Genomic DNA, 17,400 nt, shown 5'->3' on the forward strand with positions numbered 1-17,400 from the left:
TTGCCGACGACGATGTCGGCATGCGTGGCTCGGCCAAGTTGCGCGAGCCGATTTTTCCGAGCGTCCAAGGCCACGATCAATCCGCGCGTCGGCCCGTCATCAGGCGCGGATTCTGGGAGCATCGACCACATGCATCAGGCTGCACGCCTGGAATTCGAGCGCGTGATGGACGAGTTCGTCCGCTGGCACGTCGTGCCGGAGGACGAGCGCTCGCCGGCGCCTGCCTGGTGGTGGGGGCCCGCCATGGCCGTGGTCGACGACCAGGAGCCGATGAGCGAGACATGCTGCCGCGCGTTGAATGTGAGCGCAGGGACGAGCTTCGCCGAGGGCGCGCGCAGCATTCTCGCGCTGTTCACCGAGCAGACATCCCTCACGGGCCCCCAGGATTTTCCGAGCAAGGCCGACGGGCGAGACCACGAGGTCCGCGAGCTGCATCCGCAGCCGTCAGACGACAGCGCGTTTCAGCCCTGACGCTGCGCCTTCGCCGGCCGGTTCCGGTTGGAGCGGCGGCGCGACCGGCAGCGCCATCGGCCGCAGCAACTCGGCCATCTGCCGCGCCGGCAGCGGCTTGGAGATGAGGAAACCCTGCATCTCGTCGCAGCCATTGGTCCGCAGGAACGCCTCCTGCTCGGCATTCTCGACGCCTTCGGCGACGACGGTCATCCCGAGTGCCTTGCCCATGCTGATGATCGCCTGCGCGATCGCCTGATCCTCCGAGTCCTGCGGCAGGTCGCGCACGAAGGAGCGGTCGATCTTGATGGTGTCGATCGGGAAGTGCTTCATCAGCGACATCGACGAATAGCCGGTGCCGAAATCGTCAATGGCGAGACGGATGCCGCGGCTCTGGATGGAGTCGAGCACCTTGAGCGCGCGGCCGACATTGCGCATCATCATGCTCTCGGTGACCTCGAGCTGGAGCAGCACCGGAGACATGCCAGAGGCCGCCAGCGCCTCGTCGACGTCCTGCAACAGATGTTCGTCGGCAAACTGCCGCGGCGACAGGTTGACCGCCATCGACAGCGGCAGCAGACCGCGGCGCTGCCAGGCCATGGCCTGCGCGCAGGCCTCATTCAGCACCCAGCGGCCGATCGGCACGATCAGCCCGGTTTCCTCCGCAAGCGGAATGAACTGTGCCGGCGAGACGTTGCCGAGATCCGGATGCGCCCAGCGCAGCAGCGCTTCGACGCCCGTGATCTGACCGGTCTCCATGTCCACCTTGGGCTGGTAGTTCAGCGAGAACTGCTCGCGCTCCAGCGCGCGGCGCAGCGCGCTCTCCAGCGACAGGCGTTCGATCGACTGCGTCTTCACCTCCTTGGAGAAGAAGCGATAGCCGTTCTTGCCGTCTTCCTTGGCGAGGTACATCGCCATGTCGGCGTTCTTGGTCAGCGTCTGCGCGTCGGAGCCGTTGGCCGGATACATCGCAATGCCGATCGAGGCCGTGGTATGGCACTCGTGGCCGGCCAGCTCCATGGGCTCGGCAAGCGCGGCGAGCAGCTCGGTCGCGATGTGCTGGACGTCCTCGATCTCGCCGCACTGGTCGAGGATCACCACGAACTCGTCGCCGCCGAGGCGCGCAACCACGTCGCTCGTGCGCAATGCGCCGCGCAAGCGATCCGCCACTTCGAGCAGGAGCAGGTCGCCGGCCTCGTGGCCCAGCGAATCGTTGATGACCTTGAAGCGGTCGAGATCGATGAACAGCACGGCAAAGCGGTGATCGTGGCGCTGCGCAGCGTCGATTGCCTCGCGCAAAAGCCCGTTGAAGGTCTCGCGGTTCGGCAGGTCGGTCAGGCTGTCATGCGAGGCGAGATATTCGATCCGCTCGTCGGCCTTGTTCTTCTCGTCGGCGCGATCGAAATTCTCCACTGCGAAGGAGACGTTGTCGGCGAGACGCTGCAGCAGCTCGACGAATTCGGGCGTGAAGGTGGCCGGTTCGGTCGACATGTAGATCATGACGCCGACGGCAAGGTCGTGAACGACGAGCGGGATGGCCGCGCCCGAGCGCGCGCCGTCGCCGCGAACGATGGCGTGGAAGGCGCTCACGCGCTGGTCGTTGAGATAGTCGTTACTGATGCAGGGCTGCCGGGTTCGGAACGCTGTGCCGGCCATCCCCCGGCCTTCGGGACGCTCGGGGTCGACCGAGAGGCGGACGTTACGCGTTGTGTCGGACGACGGTCCGGCGCTGGCGACGATCTTGAACTGGTCGCTGTCAGCGCTGGCGAGCGCGATCGTCGTCGAAGTGAACTTGCCGCCGGTGGACGCGGCGAGGCATACCAGATCGAACAGCTCGGCGCGCGACTTCGCCCGCATGATCGCCTCGTTGGTCGCACTCAGCGCCGCGAACATGCGCGTCAGACGCTCCTTCTGCGCTTCGGTGCGGACCTTCTCCTCGGCGCGATCGAAATTGTCGAGTGCAAAGGAGACGTTCTCTGCGAGGCGTCCGAGCAATTCGACCAGATCGGGCGTGAACGTGTTCTCTTCCGGCGCAAGAAAAAGCAGGATGCCGACCGGCTCCTGGCCTGCTTTCAGGAGCGGGAAGCTGGCCGCTGCCCGCGTTCCATCCTCGATCGCCTTCGCCCGCCAGTAAGCCGAACGCGGCTCGTTCAGATAGTCGTTCATGACACTGGGCCGGCGCGTACGCAACGAGGTGCCGATGATGCCCTGGCCCTCGGGATGGCCGGCGGAGATGACGCAGGTACGTCCAGTCATGCGCTCCTGCAGGCGCCCCTTGACCGCAACGACGCGAACGAGCTCGTGTTCTTCATCGATGATGCCGATCGTTGCCGAGGCGAACAGATCGCCGAGCACGGCCGCCTGGCATGCGGCCTCGAACAGCTCCTCGCGTGTCTTGGCGCGCATGATGGCTTCATTGGTTGCGCTTAGCGCCTCGAACATGCCGCTGAGGCGATTGCGCTGCTTGTCCACTCGCGCCTTCTCGTCGGCACGGTCGAAACTTTCGAGTGCGAAGGCGACATTGGCCTGAAGCTTGCGCAGCAACTCGACGAGCTCGGGCGTGAAGGTGCCGCACTCCGGCGAGTTGAACAGGAACACGCCCTCGACCCGGTCGCCGTTGAACAGCGGCAGCGCGGCAGAGGACGCGATGCCGTTGCGGCGGGCGCTGGCCTGCCAGGGCGCGATACGGCCGTCGGCGAGCACGTCGTTGCTGACGGCAGGCTGACGGGTGCGGAACGCGGTGCCGGTCAGCCCGCGTCCTTCCGCCACCTGCTCGGAGATCGAAAGCTTGAAGTTGCGAACCTGGTCGGCATTCGGTCCGTAACTGGCGACCACGCGCAGCAGCTCGGCGCGCTGGTCGACCAGCGCGATGCTCGCCGAGGTGAATTTGGCACCTTTGGCCGTCGCCTCGCAGACGAGGTCGAACAGCTCGGAGCGCGACCGCGCGCGCAGGATCGCCTCGTTGGTGGCGCTGAGCGCGGCATACATGCGCGCCAAGCGCTCTTCTTCCGCCGCGATCCTGGACTTGTCGGCCTCGCGGCCAAAATTCTCGATCGCGAACGAGACGTTCTCCGCGATGCGCAACAGGAGCGCCACGATCTCCTCGTCCTTGGCCCAGGAACGGCTGATGAAGAACAGGAGCACGCCAACGCTTTCGCCGCGCTTGATCAGCGGCGCGACCACGCAGGCGGCGACGCCGGTATTGACGTTGGCCTGCTCCCAGGGCGAGCCCTTGGTGCGGCTGGCGAGATCGTCCTCGACAATGGCTTTCTGCGTCCGGAACACCTCGCCGGAGATACCCCTGCCGTAGGGATTCTCCGGGTCGACCGAATAGCGCGCCTGGGTGACGAGCTCGAGGTTCTGCCCGGTGGCGGCGACAGGCTTCATCCAGTGTGAGTCCGGCTCGCGGAGCAGCACGATGGTCGCCAGCGACTTGCCGCTGTGGACGGAGGCGTCGCAGACGAGCTGGTACAGCTCCTGCTCGGTCTTGGCACGCAGGATCGCTTCGTTGGTGGCGCTGATGGCGCCGAACATGCGGTTAAGCCGCCGTGTCGCCCGTTCGCTGGTCTGCCGCGCGGTCTCGCGCGCAAAATTGTCCAGCGCGTAGGAAATGTTCGCCGACATGCGCTCGAACAGCGACACCATCTGCTCGTTCAACGAGTTGGCCTCGCTCCGCGTCACATACAATACGCCGACGCTCTTGCCGTTGCAGAGCAGCGGCAGCGCCGCGGCCGCACCGATATGGGCCTTGGCGGCGCCTTCGCGCCACGCCAGCGAGCGCGGATCGTTCAGATAATCGTTGCTGATGCACAGCTTCTGATCGCGAAATGCCTCGCCGCCGACGCCGGATCCTTCTGGTGTGCCGGCTTCCGTCGTGATCACAATCGAGCGGAGCCGCGGAATGTCATCGCCACAGCCGGCCGCGAAGCGCAGCCGCCGGCCGTCCGGCTCGACCAGGAACACGGCAACGGCCAGAAAGTCCCCGCTCGAGAATCCGGCGTCGCAGACCTTCTGGTACAGCTCGTCCGGCGATCTCGCATAGAGGATCGCTTCATTGATGGCGCTCAACGCCGCAAAGGTGCGCGCGAGTGTCGTCGGCACGATCTCAGCTCCCGGGCATTTCTGCCTATTTCTCCCGGTGCGTTTATGAACGGCGATCGCCTAAATGGGCGTTATTGCGCACCGCAAACCGTCGATCAAAGTGAACGAGCAGCGAACGAGCAGCACAAAACTGCCGGAAATACCGCCGCACGGGACGTGCGCTCGACCAAAGGCGCGTTCTCTTTACGAATTTGCAGCCCTGTGATGGTTTACGGGAGATTGATATCGCTGCTGCGCTTTGAGACGATGGCACCCAACAAGCAGCCTGTTAAGGGCACCAAGCCGAGGGAACGCCATGCCGATCGTCAAGGCCGATCGCCTCACGCGCGTCAGCGCCGCCCTGCTCCGCGCCGCCGGTGCGTCCGAGGAAGAGGCCGATGCGGTCGCAATCGGCTGCGTCAACGCCAATCTCGCCGGCCATGATTCCCACGGCGTGATCGCCGTGCCCGCCTATATCGACCGCATCAAATCAGGTCACATCGTTCCCGGCGCCAAGTGGGCCATCGTTCAGGAATCGCCGACCACGACCGTGATTGACGGCCATTGGGGTTTTGGCTTCCACGTCAACGCCAAGGCGATGGCGTTGACCATCGAGAAGGCGAAGACGGCGAACGTCGCCGCCTGCACCGTGTTCCGGCAGAGCCATGTCGGCCGCCTCGCCGCCTACCCCTTGATGGCGATGCGCGAAGGCATGATCGGGATTGCGACGGCGGACTCCGGCCGCTCGCCGAAACATGTGGCGCCATTCGGCGGCAAGGAGGCACGGCTTGGCACCAACCCGATCTCGATCGCGGTGCCGTCCGACCTCGAGGCGCCGTTTTATTTGGACATGGCGACCTCGGCGGTTGCGGCTGGCAAGATCCAGCTCGCGGTCGCGCGTGGCGAAGAAATCCCCACCGGATGGATCATCGATGCCGAGGGACGGCACACCACCGACCCCACGCAATATCGCAAGGGCGGCGCATTGCTGCCGCTGGGCGGCACCGAGGGCTATAAGGGCAGCGGTCTCGCTGCCATGGTCGAGGTGCTGTGCGGCCTGCTCACCGGCCTCGGCTTCGGCGTCGAACCTACGGGGCGGCACAATGACGGATGCTTCATGGCGGTCTTCAATGTCGCAGCGTTCCGCCCGCTGCAGGAGTTCAAGCGCGAGGTCGCGGAATTCGCGCGCTATCTGAAATCGACACCGCCCTCCGAGGGCAGCAAGGGCGTGTACTATCCCGGCGAAATCGAGGGCCTGCGCGAGCAGCAGCGCCTGCGCGACGGCATCGAGATCGAGGATGCGACCTGGGACAAGCTGTGCGCGCTGGCGCGCGAATACCGGCTCGACACCGTCCTTGGCCTCGCCTGACGCAATTCGGAGAACAGTAACATGAATCGGCAGATGGTACTGGTCGGCTTCCTCCAGGCACAGAACTGCACGAACTTGCCGAGCTCCTGGCGGCATCCGGACTCGCGCGACGATTCCATGTCGGCGGACTATTATCAGGAGATCGCCAGAATTCTCGAGGCCGGCAAGTTCCACATGGCCTTCTTCGACGACCGCCTCGCAATGCCGGACCGCTACGGCAACGACCATGCCCACACCGTCGAATACGGCATCCGCTGCGTGAAGATGGACCCGCTGATCGTGCTGACCACGATGGGCATGGTCACCGAAAGGCTCGGCTTGGGCGCGACATGCTCGACCACCTACTACGAGCCCTTCGACGTCGCGCGCCGCTTCGCAACGCTCGATTTGATGTCCGGCGGTCGCGCCGGCTGGAACGTCGTCACCTCGCTCAACGACGGCGAGGCGCTCAACATGGGGCGCGACTCCCATCCCGAGCATGATTCCCGCTACGACCGCGCCGACGAGTTCATGGAGGTCGTGCTCGGCCATTGGGACACCTGGGAGGACGGCGCGCTCATCATGGACAAGCAGAGCGGCCGCTTTGCCGATCCCACCAAGGTGAAGCGGCTCGATCACAAGGGGCCGGCCTTCAAGTCGCGCGGGCCGTTCACCGTGCCGCGCTCGAGCCAAGGCCATCCGGTGATCATCCAGGCCGGCGCATCCGGCCGCGGCCAGCGCTTCGCCGGGCGATGGGGCGAGGTGATCTTCACCGCCGCGCGCAACCTCGCGAGCGCCAAGGAGGGGTATGCTGCCGTGCGCAACGAGGCTGCGAAAGCCGGCCGCGATCCCGACCAGATGTTCCTCTGCAACCTGACGACGCCGGTCTGCGCCGCGAGCAAGGCGGAGGCTGAGGACAAAATGGCGCTGATCAACAAGCTGCCGCTCGAGATCGACGCGCTGTCGCTGCTCGCCGAAGCGCTCAACTACGACTTCGCCTCCAAGAATCTGGACGAGCCGCTGACGACGGAAGACTTGAAGAGCATGCAGGGCATCCTGGGCATCCGCGACGGCGTGCTGAAGAATTCGGGCAAGAGCAACCCGAGCGCCCGCGACTTCGTCACCTTCTCCGGCCGCGGCCAGGTGCATGACGCCATGGTCGGCGGTCCCAAGGAGATCGCCGACAAGCTCGAAGAGATGTTCGTCGAGCGCGGCTGCGACGGCTTTGTCATCGCCGCGACCTATGTGCCCGGCTCCTACGCCGATTTCGTCGAGCATGTCGTGCCGGAGCTGCAGCGCCGCGGACTGTTCCAGAAGGACTATCGCGGCAAGACGTTGCGGGAAAATCTCGGGCTCAAGCGACCGGCGGCCGGCGCCTGGAAGGTGCAGCCGCGCGATGCCGCGGAATAACGACGAGGACACGATATGCGCTGGCTGAAATTCACCGCCGCGGGCAAAACTTCCTGGGGCATCGTCGAGAACGATCAGGTCGTCGCGGTCGACGGCGATCCGCTCAGTGAATGGCAGCGCAGCTCGCGCACGTATCCGCTGGGCGACGTGAAGATCGAGCTGCCGCTGATCCCGCGCACCTTCTATTGCGTCGGCCTCAACTATCTGAAGCACCTGAAGGAAGCGGCCGACAAGCGCGGCGAGGTGCCGGCCGTGCCCGACCGTCCCGAGATCGGCTATCGCGCGCAGAATGCGTTGATCGCCCATGACGAGGATGTCGTGATCCCATCCTTTGCGACCGACAAGATCCATTATGAAGGCGAGCTCGTCGTCGTCATCGGCAAGAAGGTGAAGCATCTCACCGAAGCGAACGCGATGGATTGCGTGTTCGGCTACACCATCGGCAACGACGTCAGCGAGCGCAGCTGGCAGAAGGCCGATCGCAGCCTGTGGCGTTCGAAAAACGCCGACACGTTTAAGCCGATGGGCCCGTGGATCGAGACCAAGGCGAATCTTGCCAGGATGGAGACCGTCGTCCGGGTCAACGGCAAGGAGACCAACCGCTTTTACACCAACGACATGATCTTCGGCGTGGTGCCGTTCCTGGTCGAGCTGACCAGGTATTTCACGCTGTGGCCCGGCGACGTGATCTGGATGGGCACCGACGGTGCCTCGCCCGACATCAAGCATGGCGATGTCGTGGAGATCGACATCACAGGCGTCGGGACGTTGCGGAACAGGTTTGTGAGGGAGGGGCAGTAGACGCCGCCGGATCAGCCTGCCGATCGGCTCTTCACATGGTCGATAAAGGCGCGCAACTTCGGCAGGATTTGCCGATGACCCGGATAGTACAGGAAGACGCCCGGCGTCATCGGCGAGAATTTCTCCAGCACATGGACCAGCTTTCCCGACGCGATGGCGCCGGTGGCCAACGGTGCAGGCACTTGCGCAAGACCCACGCCTTCGACAGCGGCGCCAAGCATTGTCGGGTAATCGTAGGCGATGAAAGGTCCTGACAGCGCGATCTCGAAAGAACGACCGTTGTCGTCGAGCGACCATGATGCGAGCGCGCCGCTCGATCGTCGCAATCTCAGGCAAGCATGTGCGCGCAGATCGTCCGGACACTCGGGCCGACCGGCACGGGCGAGATAAGCGGGGCTGCCGACGACGATGAGGGGAAGCGGCTTGGTCAGCCGTACCGCGATCATATCGGGGGCGATGAACTGCCCCATCCTGATGCCGGCATCGAAACCTCCGGCCGCGAGGTCGACCATCTGTTCGCTGGCAGCAAGCTCCAGTTCGATCTCCGGATACGCCTGACAGAACGAAGCGATCAGCGGCTCGAGCAGGATCGGCACGACCGAGCGCGGCACGGTGAGACGCAGCAGTCCCGCCGGCCGTTGTCCGAGCTCACGCGCCGCTCCGCTTGCAGCGACGAGCTCCTCGAAGGCCGGTCGTGCGCGCGCAAGGAAGCGCTCGCCTGCTTCGGTCAGGCCGACGCTGCGGGTCGTGCGAATGAACAGTGCAGCGCCGACGCGCGCCTCGAGCGCGCGGACCGCCTGGCTGATGGCCGATGGCGTCACCCCGAGCTCAGTGGCTGCCCGTCGAAAACTGCGGTGCTGGGCGACGCTGAGGAACGCCTCGACGCCGTCGAGAGCCCCCTGCCTGACTGTGAAGTTCTGCTTCATAGCCCATCAACATTATCGCGAATAGTCCCTCGCGGAAAGCCGTCCTACATCCTGATTGCAAACAAGCCGCACCGGAGAAGCGAAACCGATGAAGGCCATCCGCAAAGCTGCCCTGACACTCGCCCTCACATTGACAGGTGTTACCGCCATGACCGAACCATCCGCCGCCCAAGCACAAGTGCCGTCACCCACGACCACCGGGATCATGGTCATCCTGACCGTCAAGGCGGGCATCACACGTGAGCAAATCATGACCGTCATGCCTGATGAAGTCAGGCAGACGGTCCAGCTCTATCTCACTGGAAAAGTCCGTGAATGGTATTCGCGGTCCGATGGGCGCGGCGCCATCTTCCTGCTGGATGCCAGGGATAATGCCGAAGCGCATGCGATCATGGATGCACTGCCGCTCGCCAGGCAGGATCTCATCGACCACGAATACATCGCAGTCGGCCCGCTCATGCCGCTTCGCCTGCTCATGACGAAGCCCTGACCGGCCGGTGGCCGCGACCCCATCCGACCGGACGAACCAATACAAGGACATTCGAACGTGCCACCGGGTTTCAACCTTCCATTCGTCCTCAGTGTCGCAGGCGCTTTTCTGACAAGCGCGGTGGTGGCCTCCGTCTATGTTTGGCCCTTTGTCCGAGCGATGCCGCGCCATGACGCCCTGAGACTTCTCGCAGCCTTCCATGCGTTCCGTTTCCTGGGGATGAACTTCATGGTCGCGGGGTTCGTCTCCCCGGAGCTGAGCCCGGATTTTGCCAGCGAGGTCGGATGGGGGGATCTCACCGCAGCCACTCTTGCACTCATCTCAATGGCGGCACTCTCCAGGCGATGGTCGATCGCCATTCCGATGGTCTGGATCTTCAACGTCTGGGGTACGCTCGATCTCCTGAATGCGTATTACGTGGGCGCGACGAAGATTCAGAATCCCGGCTTGTTCGGCGCCGGCATTTATATCCCGGCCCTTTACGTGCCTTTGCTGCTGGCCGGCCACGTTCTCGTCTTCATGCTTTTGCTGAGGCCCGGATCGGAAGCGCAGAGATCGTAACGCAACACGCGGATCGCAATCTGCTGCGTGCCGGCAGAGCAGCCGATCGGGATCGCGCCCGCATGAAAGGATGCCGATGAACACCAATACTATTTCCGCTGGCGTGGTTGCGCCGCTTCCCGCCCGGCTCAGCCTGATCTACGCCGCTCTGTTCACAACCCTGTGGACCTGGTTGATCTACGCCTTGCCCGCACTTCCAGAGAGCGGCTTGCCAGCTCTAGGGGTTCGGCTAATGGCTCACGGCCTCATCGCCCTCGGCTTGTGGCTCGGCCTCGAACGCACTTCATTGACGCCAAGACAACGGCAGGCGACCTGGCTGTTCGTCATGATTCCCTTCACACTTTGGGCCGCCATCGCCTGGACAGCAGCCATCAACGATGCATTCCGCGCAGGCGCCTCCTCCCTGCCGCTGCTCCCCGCCGCGATCCTGCTGCCGGTGATCGTCGGCGCTCCCGTGCTGCTGCTGTCGGCGCGCATAGGACAACTGCTTGATGCAATGCCAGCCGCATGGCTCATCGCCCTTCAGCTTTACCGCATCTTCGGCAGCCAATGGCTTGCCTACTGGCTGCGCGGGGTGCTGCCGGGCCTCTGCGCGTTGCCGGCAGGAACAGGCGATGTGCTGACTGGTATTTTCGCCGTACCGGCGGCGATTGCCCTCGCAAGTGGGACGACGGAGGGACGAAGAGCAGCGATCCTTTGGAATGTCTTCGGCCTTGCGGACTTCGCCGTCGCGATCATCTTGGGTATGATCATGTCGCCCGGCCCGTTTCAGCTGATCATTCCACAGGGCCCGAGCATGGCCGTCGATGGTTTTCCGAATGTGCTGACGCCCGCCTTCGTCGTGCCAAGCTCGATCCTTCTGCACGTCCTGTCGCTGCGCCAGCTAGTCCGTCGCAGGCCGACCGAGACGATGTGAATGCCTGCTGCGCGCGAACGAAGCATCCTCAAAACGGCAGCGCCACGCTGGTCTTGATCTCCTTCAGCACCACGTTGCTGCGGACGTAGCGGATGCCGGGAATGCGGAACATGAACTCGTCGAGGAAGCGGTTATAGGCTGCCATGTCGTGCACGACGACGCGCAAGTGGTAGTCGGCATCGCCCGTGGTCGCGAAACATTCCAGCACCTCGCGGCGCCTGGTCACCCGCGTCACGAACTCGTCCACGAACTTCGCATCATGCCGCTCCAGCGAGACGTGGAGAATGGCGGACATCGCAAAGCCCGCCTGCTCGCGTGCGACCAGCGCCGCATAGCCCTGGATGATGCCGCTCTCTTCCAGAGCCCGCACCCGGCGCCAGCAGGCCGAGGTGGACATGCCGACTTCATCCGCGAGCTGCTGGTTGGTCGCACGGCCGTCCTTCTGGAGGTGGGCGAGAATGCGCGTGTCCTGCTCTTCGATCATGGAAGCCCCTCAATTCGATATAGATTTACCAGAAATCGCCGCGGAACGCAAAATTCTACCGAAATGACGCTCGAGTTGGGATGAATAGGTAAGATTTACCAACTGCCCAGGCATAACCTGTCATCACTGGGCAGGATGCCGCGCGAGGTCCGCCATGGACGCCATTCCGTCACTCGACACCTACGAACTCTCCGACCGCTACGACCGCGAGGAAGGCCGCGTCTTCCTCACGGGCACGCAGGCCATCGTCCGCATCGCGCTCGACCAGGTGAGGCGCGATCGCGCCAACGGCCTCAACACCGCAGGCTTCATCTCCGGCTATCGCGGCTCGCCACTCGGCGGCGTCGATCTCGAACTGTGGCGCATCCAGGAGCAACTGAAGCGGGACCGCATCGAATTCCTTCCCGCAGTGAACGAGGATCTCGCCGCGACCGCCGTGCTCGGCTCGCAGCAGGTTGAAACACAAGGAGATCGCGAGGTCGACGGCGTGTTCGGGCTCTGGTACGGCAAGGGCCCGGGCGTCGACCGATCCGGCGATGCGCTCAAGCACGGCAACGCCTATGGCTCCTCGCCGCATGGCGGCGTGCTGGTGGTCGCGGGTGACGACCATGGCTGCGTCTCCTCCTCGATGCCGCACCAGTCCGACGTCGCCTTCATGAGCTGGTTCATGCCGACGCTGCATCCGGCAAGCGTCGGCGAATATCTCGCGTTCGGCGAATATGGCTATGCACTGAGCCGCTTCTCCGGGATGTGGGTCGGCTTCAAGGCGATCTCGGAGATCGTGGAATCAGGCGCATCCGTCGCATTGCGCCCGCCGCGCGTCTTCCGCACGCCCGACTTCACGCCGCCGCCCGGCGGCCTGCACTATCGCTGGCCCGACCTGCCGGGCCCGCAGATCGAGGAGCGGCTGGAGGCGAAGAAGCACGCGGTCTACGCTTTCGCCAAGGCCAACCCGATCGATCGCCACGTCTACGATATTCCGGGCGCCACCTACGGCATCGTCACCACGGGCAAGGCGCATCTCGACTTGATGGAAGCGCTGCGGCTGATGGGCCTCGATGAAGCGGCCTGCCGCAGCATCGGCATCGACGTCTACAAGGTCGGCATGGTCTGGCCGCTGGCGCTGCATGACGCCATGGACTTCGTGAAAGGCAAGCGCGAGATCCTGGTGGTCGAGGAGAAGCGCGGCATCATCGAGAGCCAGTTCAAGGAATACTTCTACGACTATCCCGGCAGCAAGCCCGAACGCATGGTGGGGAAGCATGACGAAACCGGTGCAAGGCTGATTTCCTGGATTGGCGAATTGTCGCCGCGCGCGCTGGCTGGCGTGCTCGCGCGCCGGCTCGACCCGATGTTTCCGGGCCTCAATCTCGCCGCCCGCGCAGCAGCCTTGATGCCGGAGGCTGCGCGCACGATCAACGTGCCGGGCGCAACGCGCACGCCGTATTTCTGCTCCGGTTGCCCGCACAACATTTCGACGAAAGTGCCCGAGGGATCGAAGGCGTTGGCCGGCATCGGCTGCCACTTCATGGCGAGCTGGATGGACCGCGAGACCTCCTCGCTGATCCAGATGGGCGGTGAGGGCGTGAACTGGGCGGCCTCGTCGCGATTCACCGGCCGCAAGCACATCTTCCAGAACCTCGGCGAGGGCACCTACTACCACTCCGGCTCGATGGCGATCCGGCAGGCGATCGCGGCAGGCGCCAACATCACCTACAAGATCCTGTTCAACGATGCCGTGGCGATGACCGGAGGCCAGCCGGTCGACGGTCCCGTCAGCGTCCATGCCATCGCCCACAGTGTCCGCGCCGAAGGTGTTGAGCGCATCGCGCTGGTGTCGGATGATCCCGCACAGTTCTCGCCTGCCGACGTGCCGACCGGCGTGACCATCCACCCCCGCGAGGAGATGGACACCGTGCAGCGTGAGATGCGCGACGTTCCCGGCGTCTCGGTGCTGATCTATCAGCAGACCTGCGCCACCGAGAAGCGGCGTCGCCGCAAGCGCGGGCAGCTGGCCGATCCCAAGCGCTTTGCCTACATCAACGATCTCGTCTGCGAGGGCTGCGGCGACTGCTCGGTCGAATCCAACTGCCTCAGCGTCGAGCCGAAGGAGACGCCGTTCGGCCGCAAGCGGCAGATCAACCTGTCGGCCTGCAACAAGGATTTTTCCTGCCTCAACGGCTTCTGCCCGAGTTTTGTCACGGTCGAAGGCGCGACGCGCCGGAAGAAGAGTGCGAGCCAGATCGACGCGGTCAGCCGCGCCGCCGCGCTTCCTTTGCCCGCGCCCACCGCGCTCGACCGTCCCTATGACCTGCTGGTGACCGGCGTCGGAGGCACCGGCGTGATCACCGTCGGCGCACTGATCGGCATGGCCGCGCATCTCGAACGCCGCGGCGTCTCGGTGCTCGATTTCACGGGCTTCGCGCAGAAGTTCGGCCCGGTTCTGAGCTATATCCGCCTCGCCGCCTCACTGGAGGCGCTGCATCAAGTCCGCATCGACCAGGGCGCCGCCGATGCGCTGATTGGCTGCGATCTCGTCGTCAGCTCCTCGCCAAAGGCGTCAGGCACCTATCGCCGCGGCATGCGTGCCGCTGTCAACACCGCGGAGATGCCGACCGGCGACGTGGTCCGCTTCCGCGACGCCGATCTCGCTTCGCCCGCCCGCCTGCGCGCGATCCGTCAGGTGATCGGCAACGACAATCTCGACACGATCAACGCCAATGCGCTGGCCGAACGCCTGCTCGGCGATGCCGTCTATGCCAATATCATCATGCTTGGCTTTGCCTGGCAGCACGGCCTCATCCCCGTCTCGCTGCAGGCGCTGTTGCGCGCCATCGAGCTCAACGGCGTCGCGGTCGAGCGCAACAAGCAGGCCTTCGCCTGGGGCCGGATCGCCGCGGCCGATCCGGACTCTTTGCCGAAGGCGGGCGATGCGCCCGAAGCCGAGACGCTCGACCAGCTCATTGCTGGGCGTGCCGAGTTCCTCACGGCCTATCAGAACGCGGCCTATGCGGCACACTACCGGGCGATCGTCACGAAGGTCCGCGGCGCCGAGTCCACTCTGAACAGCGAGATGCTGACGGAGGCGGTCGCACGCTCCTTGTTCAAGCTGATGGCCTACAAGGATGAATACGAGGTGGCGCGTCTGCACATGAGAAGCGGCTTCCTCGACGAGTTGAAGCGCGAATTCGAGGACGGCTTCAGCGTCCAGTATCACCTCGCCCCGCCATTCCTGCCGTCGCGGCGCGATGCCCGTGGCCGGCCGCGCAAACGCGCCTTCGGCCAGTGGATCCAGATGCCTCTGGCCATGCTCGCGCGCTTGAAGGGGCTGCGCGGAACGCCGTTCGATCCGTTCGGCTACACGGCAGAACGGCGCGCCGAGCGGGAACTGATCGTCTGGTATGAAGGCCTGATCGAGCGGATGCTCGGCGAGCTCGACACGGCGCATCTTCCGGATCTCATTGTCGTAGCCAAGGCCCCCATGAACATTCGTGGCTATGGGCCGGTGAAAGAGACTGCGATCGCTTCGGTCAAGACCGAGGTCGAATCCCTGCTGGCGCGGCCGAGAGCGGCGCGAGCGGCCTGAGCGCAGCGTCGCTCATGAATACGGGTTGATCAGCTTTTGCTGCTCGGCGCTGTGGTGCACGAGCAGATCGATGAAGGTCCTGACTTTCGCCGACAGATGATGACGGTGCGGATAGACCGCGTTCATGGAGAGCTCGACCGTTCGATACTCCGGCAACAGGCGCACGAGGCGGCCGGCTTCGAGATCGTCCTGAATGAGGAACCCGGCCATCAGGCAGACGGCAGCGCCCTCCAGCGCGACCTTCCGCAGCGCCTCCCCGCTATTGGTGACGAAGCTGCCCGAGATGCGCACGGAGGCCGGCGTGCCCTTGCGATCAAGGAAGCGCCATTCGTCGCCAAACGGATAGTTCAGGTGTCGACCGCAATTGTGCCCGGTGAGCTCGTCGAGCTTCTGCACCCGGCCGTGCTTCTCGAGATAATCGTGCGAGCAGCACAGCACGTGACGCCAGGTGGCAAGGCTCCGCACGATCAGGCTCGAATCCGGCGGCGGGGTCATGCGCAGGGCAACGTCGTAGCCTTCCTCGATGAGATCGACATCGGCCTCGCCCATGCGCAGATCGATCTTGAGCTCCGGGTAGGTCGACAGCAGTTTCGCCACCACCGGCGCGACGAACGGCACCATATGGGTCGCGACGTGAATGCGCAGCGTGCCGCGAGGCACCGACTGCAATTCGCTCGCGATGTCGTCGGCCTGCTCGACGTCGGCGAGGATCTGGACACAGCGGTCGTAATAGGCCTTGCCGATCTCGGTCAGGTTGACCTTGCGCGTGGTGCGGTGAAGCAGCCTCACCCCGAGCCGGCCTTCCAATGCCTGCACGTGATTGCTCACCATGGTGGTCGACATGTTGAGCTTGCGGGCTGCTGCGGAGAAGCCGCCGGTCTCGACCACCCGGCTGAACACTTCGAGGCTGGTCAATCGATCCATGGCTTCCCTGCGCGAGGATGTACGCATCAGCAGCAATCGCGCGACAGAGGCCGCAATCGCTCTGGGGCAGTCGCGTCCCCGGCCCGGTAGAACATCACGAACCGAGGCAACGGCCCCGATTATCCACCTACAGTGGATAATCCTTCCAGAATTTTGCCAATTATCGCCCGGGCCGGCAAGACCGATAGTCTCAGCGAGCCGACAGGAGACCGCAATGTCCGAGCTGCCCCGCACCGAGACCTTCCAGCAAGCGACTGAAATCACTTGCGAATACGCCAAGGCGCCCGCTGTCCCAGCCCGGAACATGGTCCGGCGCGCGGCCTTGGTGCTCGCGCTCCTCGCAGGCACGGCAGGCATGGCCTACTACGGACACGATTACTGGACCAACGGCCGCTACCTCGAGACCACCGACGATGCCTATGTGAAGGCGGACTCCACGATCATCGCGCCGAAGGTCTCCGGCTACATCGCAAAGGTGCTGGTCGGCGACAACGAAAAGGTCAAGGCGGGCCAGCTGCTGGCCAAGATCGACGACCGCGATTTCAAGGCCGCACTCGATCAGGCCCGCGCCGATGTCGCGGCCGCCGAAGCGTCCGTGCGCAACATCGATGCCCAGCTCGAGCTGCAACAGCCGATCATCGAGCAAAGCACGGCTGACGTCGCTGCTGCGGACGCCAATTTGAAATTCGCACAGGAGGAGCGCGCCCGGTACGACGACCTCATGAAGTCGGGCTCCGGCACGATCCAGCGCGCGCAGCAGACCGATGCGGCGCTGCGCGCCAGCAGCGCGCAATTGCAGCACGCGAAGTACGGCCTTGTGGCCGCGCAGCGCAGGATTGACGTGCTCACCACCCAGCGCGCCCAGGCCGCAGCCCAGCTCGAACGTGCCCGTGCGGTCGCGCAGCAGGCGGAGTTGAACCTGTCCTATACCGAAATCACCGCGCCGGTGGATGGCACGGTCGGCGCCCGCAGCTTGCGCGTCGGCCAGTACGTGCAGGCCGGCACGCAATTGATGGCGGTGGTGCCGCTCGATGCGGTCTATGTCGTTGCCAACTTCAAGGAGACCCAGCTCACCCATGTGCGGCCCGGCCAGCCGGTCGAGCTGCACGTCGACAGTTTTCGCAATCGGACCCTGCACGGCCATGTCGACAGCCTGTCGCCGGCGAGCGGGCTCGAATTCGCGCTGTTGCCGCCCGACAACGCCACCGGCAACTTCACCAAGATCGTGCAGCGCGTTCCGGTGAAGATCGTGCTCGACGACCACAGCCTCAACGGCCTGCTGCGCCCCGGCATGTCCGCAGTGCCGACCATCGACACAAAGGCGACGGTGCTGGCCGAGCGCGAGACGGCCAAGCGTCTCGCAGCCAACATGACCCGCCCGAACGGCGGTTGAGGCCGGGAAGGCTCCGGCTGGATTGTCAAAT

13 protein-coding genes are annotated in these 17,400 nt (G+C 64.5%); 9 read left to right on the plus strand and 4 right to left on the minus strand.

Annotation, left to right across the window (positions count from 1 at the left end; all coding sequences use genetic code 11):
• Positions 1-129: 129 nt before the first annotated feature.
• Positions 130-471, plus strand: a complete 342-nt coding sequence (locus tag CVM73_RS22915; RefSeq protein WP_100234118.1) for a hypothetical protein — start codon at positions 130-132, stop codon at positions 469-471.
• Here the strand turns inward: CVM73_RS22915 and CVM73_RS22920 are convergent.
• A complete protein-coding gene (locus CVM73_RS22920) occupies positions 445-4,551 on the minus strand; it encodes a bifunctional diguanylate cyclase/phosphodiesterase (RefSeq protein ID WP_167407000.1) in 4,107 nt (1,368 codons plus the stop codon). The genes CVM73_RS22915 and CVM73_RS22920 overlap by 27 nt on opposite strands.
• Positions 4,552-4,846: 295 nt before the next feature.
• Here CVM73_RS22920 and CVM73_RS22925 point away from each other — a divergent pair, with 295 nt between their 5' ends.
• The 3 genes from CVM73_RS22925 to CVM73_RS22935 are packed head-to-tail and all read left to right on the plus strand — an operon-like array spanning position 4,847 to position 8,089.
• Positions 4,847-5,899: an Ldh family oxidoreductase gene (locus tag CVM73_RS22925; RefSeq protein WP_100234120.1), complete on the plus strand. Its 1,053-nt coding sequence runs from the start codon at positions 4,847-4,849 to the stop codon at positions 5,897-5,899.
• A 21-nt stretch (positions 5,900-5,920) separates the two neighbouring features.
• Positions 5,921-7,288 (plus strand): LLM class flavin-dependent oxidoreductase, encoded by a 1,368-nt coding sequence (locus CVM73_RS22930; protein WP_100234121.1) that lies wholly within the window; start codon positions 5,921-5,923, stop codon positions 7,286-7,288.
• 15 nt (positions 7,289-7,303) lie between these two features.
• A complete protein-coding gene (locus tag CVM73_RS22935) occupies positions 7,304-8,089 on the plus strand; it encodes a fumarylacetoacetate hydrolase family protein (protein WP_100234122.1) in 786 nt (261 codons plus the stop codon).
• Between the two features lie 11 nt (positions 8,090-8,100).
• Here the strand turns inward: CVM73_RS22935 and CVM73_RS22940 are convergent, their stop codons facing one another.
• On the minus strand, positions 8,101-9,015 hold the full coding sequence (locus CVM73_RS22940; protein WP_100234123.1) for a LysR family transcriptional regulator: 915 nt from the start codon (positions 9,013-9,015) through the stop codon (positions 8,101-8,103).
• A gap of 88 nt (positions 9,016-9,103) precedes the next feature.
• Here CVM73_RS22940 and CVM73_RS22945 point away from each other — a divergent pair, with 88 nt between their 5' ends.
• From CVM73_RS22945 to CVM73_RS22955, 3 genes are all read left to right on the plus strand, one after another.
• On the plus strand, positions 9,104-9,505 hold the full coding sequence (locus CVM73_RS22945) for a hypothetical protein (RefSeq protein ID WP_245452410.1): 402 nt from the start codon (positions 9,104-9,106) through the stop codon (positions 9,503-9,505).
• 57 nt (positions 9,506-9,562) lie between these two features.
• The gene (locus CVM73_RS22950) at positions 9,563-10,066 is read left to right on the plus strand and encodes a hypothetical protein (RefSeq protein WP_100234124.1); all 504 of its coding nucleotides are present in this window, start codon (positions 9,563-9,565) and stop codon (positions 10,064-10,066) included.
• 76 nt (positions 10,067-10,142) lie between these two features.
• Positions 10,143-10,982 (plus strand): MFS transporter, encoded by an 840-nt coding sequence (locus CVM73_RS22955; RefSeq protein WP_100234176.1) that lies wholly within the window; start codon positions 10,143-10,145, stop codon positions 10,980-10,982.
• A 28-nt stretch (positions 10,983-11,010) separates the two neighbouring features.
• On the opposite strand, the gene CVM73_RS22960 is transcribed toward CVM73_RS22955, so the two are convergent.
• Positions 11,011-11,466, minus strand: coding sequence for an Lrp/AsnC family transcriptional regulator (locus CVM73_RS22960; RefSeq protein WP_100234125.1), 456 nt, complete (start codon positions 11,464-11,466; stop codon positions 11,011-11,013).
• A 154-nt stretch (positions 11,467-11,620) separates the two neighbouring features.
• On the opposite strand from CVM73_RS22960, the gene CVM73_RS22965 reads away from it, so the two are divergent.
• Complete coding sequence (locus CVM73_RS22965; protein WP_100234126.1) at positions 11,621-15,052, plus strand: indolepyruvate ferredoxin oxidoreductase family protein; 3,432 nt, start codon at positions 11,621-11,623, stop codon at positions 15,050-15,052.
• Between the two features lie 12 nt (positions 15,053-15,064).
• Here the strand turns inward: CVM73_RS22965 and CVM73_RS22970 are convergent, their stop codons facing one another.
• Entirely contained in the window at positions 15,065-15,976 is a 912-nt protein-coding gene (locus CVM73_RS22970) for a LysR family transcriptional regulator (protein ID WP_100234127.1), read from the minus strand.
• Positions 15,977-16,190: 214 nt separating this feature from the next.
• Between CVM73_RS22970 and CVM73_RS22975 the strand changes: the two genes are divergently transcribed.
• Complete coding sequence (locus tag CVM73_RS22975) at positions 16,191-17,369, plus strand: HlyD family secretion protein (RefSeq protein ID WP_100234128.1); 1,179 nt, start codon at positions 16,191-16,193, stop codon at positions 17,367-17,369.
• Positions 17,370-17,400 lie beyond the last annotated feature (31 nt).

Origin of the sequence: Bradyrhizobium forestalis, from assembly GCF_002795245.1 — a bacterium.
Taxonomy (GTDB): domain Bacteria; phylum Pseudomonadota; class Alphaproteobacteria; order Rhizobiales; family Xanthobacteraceae; genus Bradyrhizobium; species Bradyrhizobium forestalis.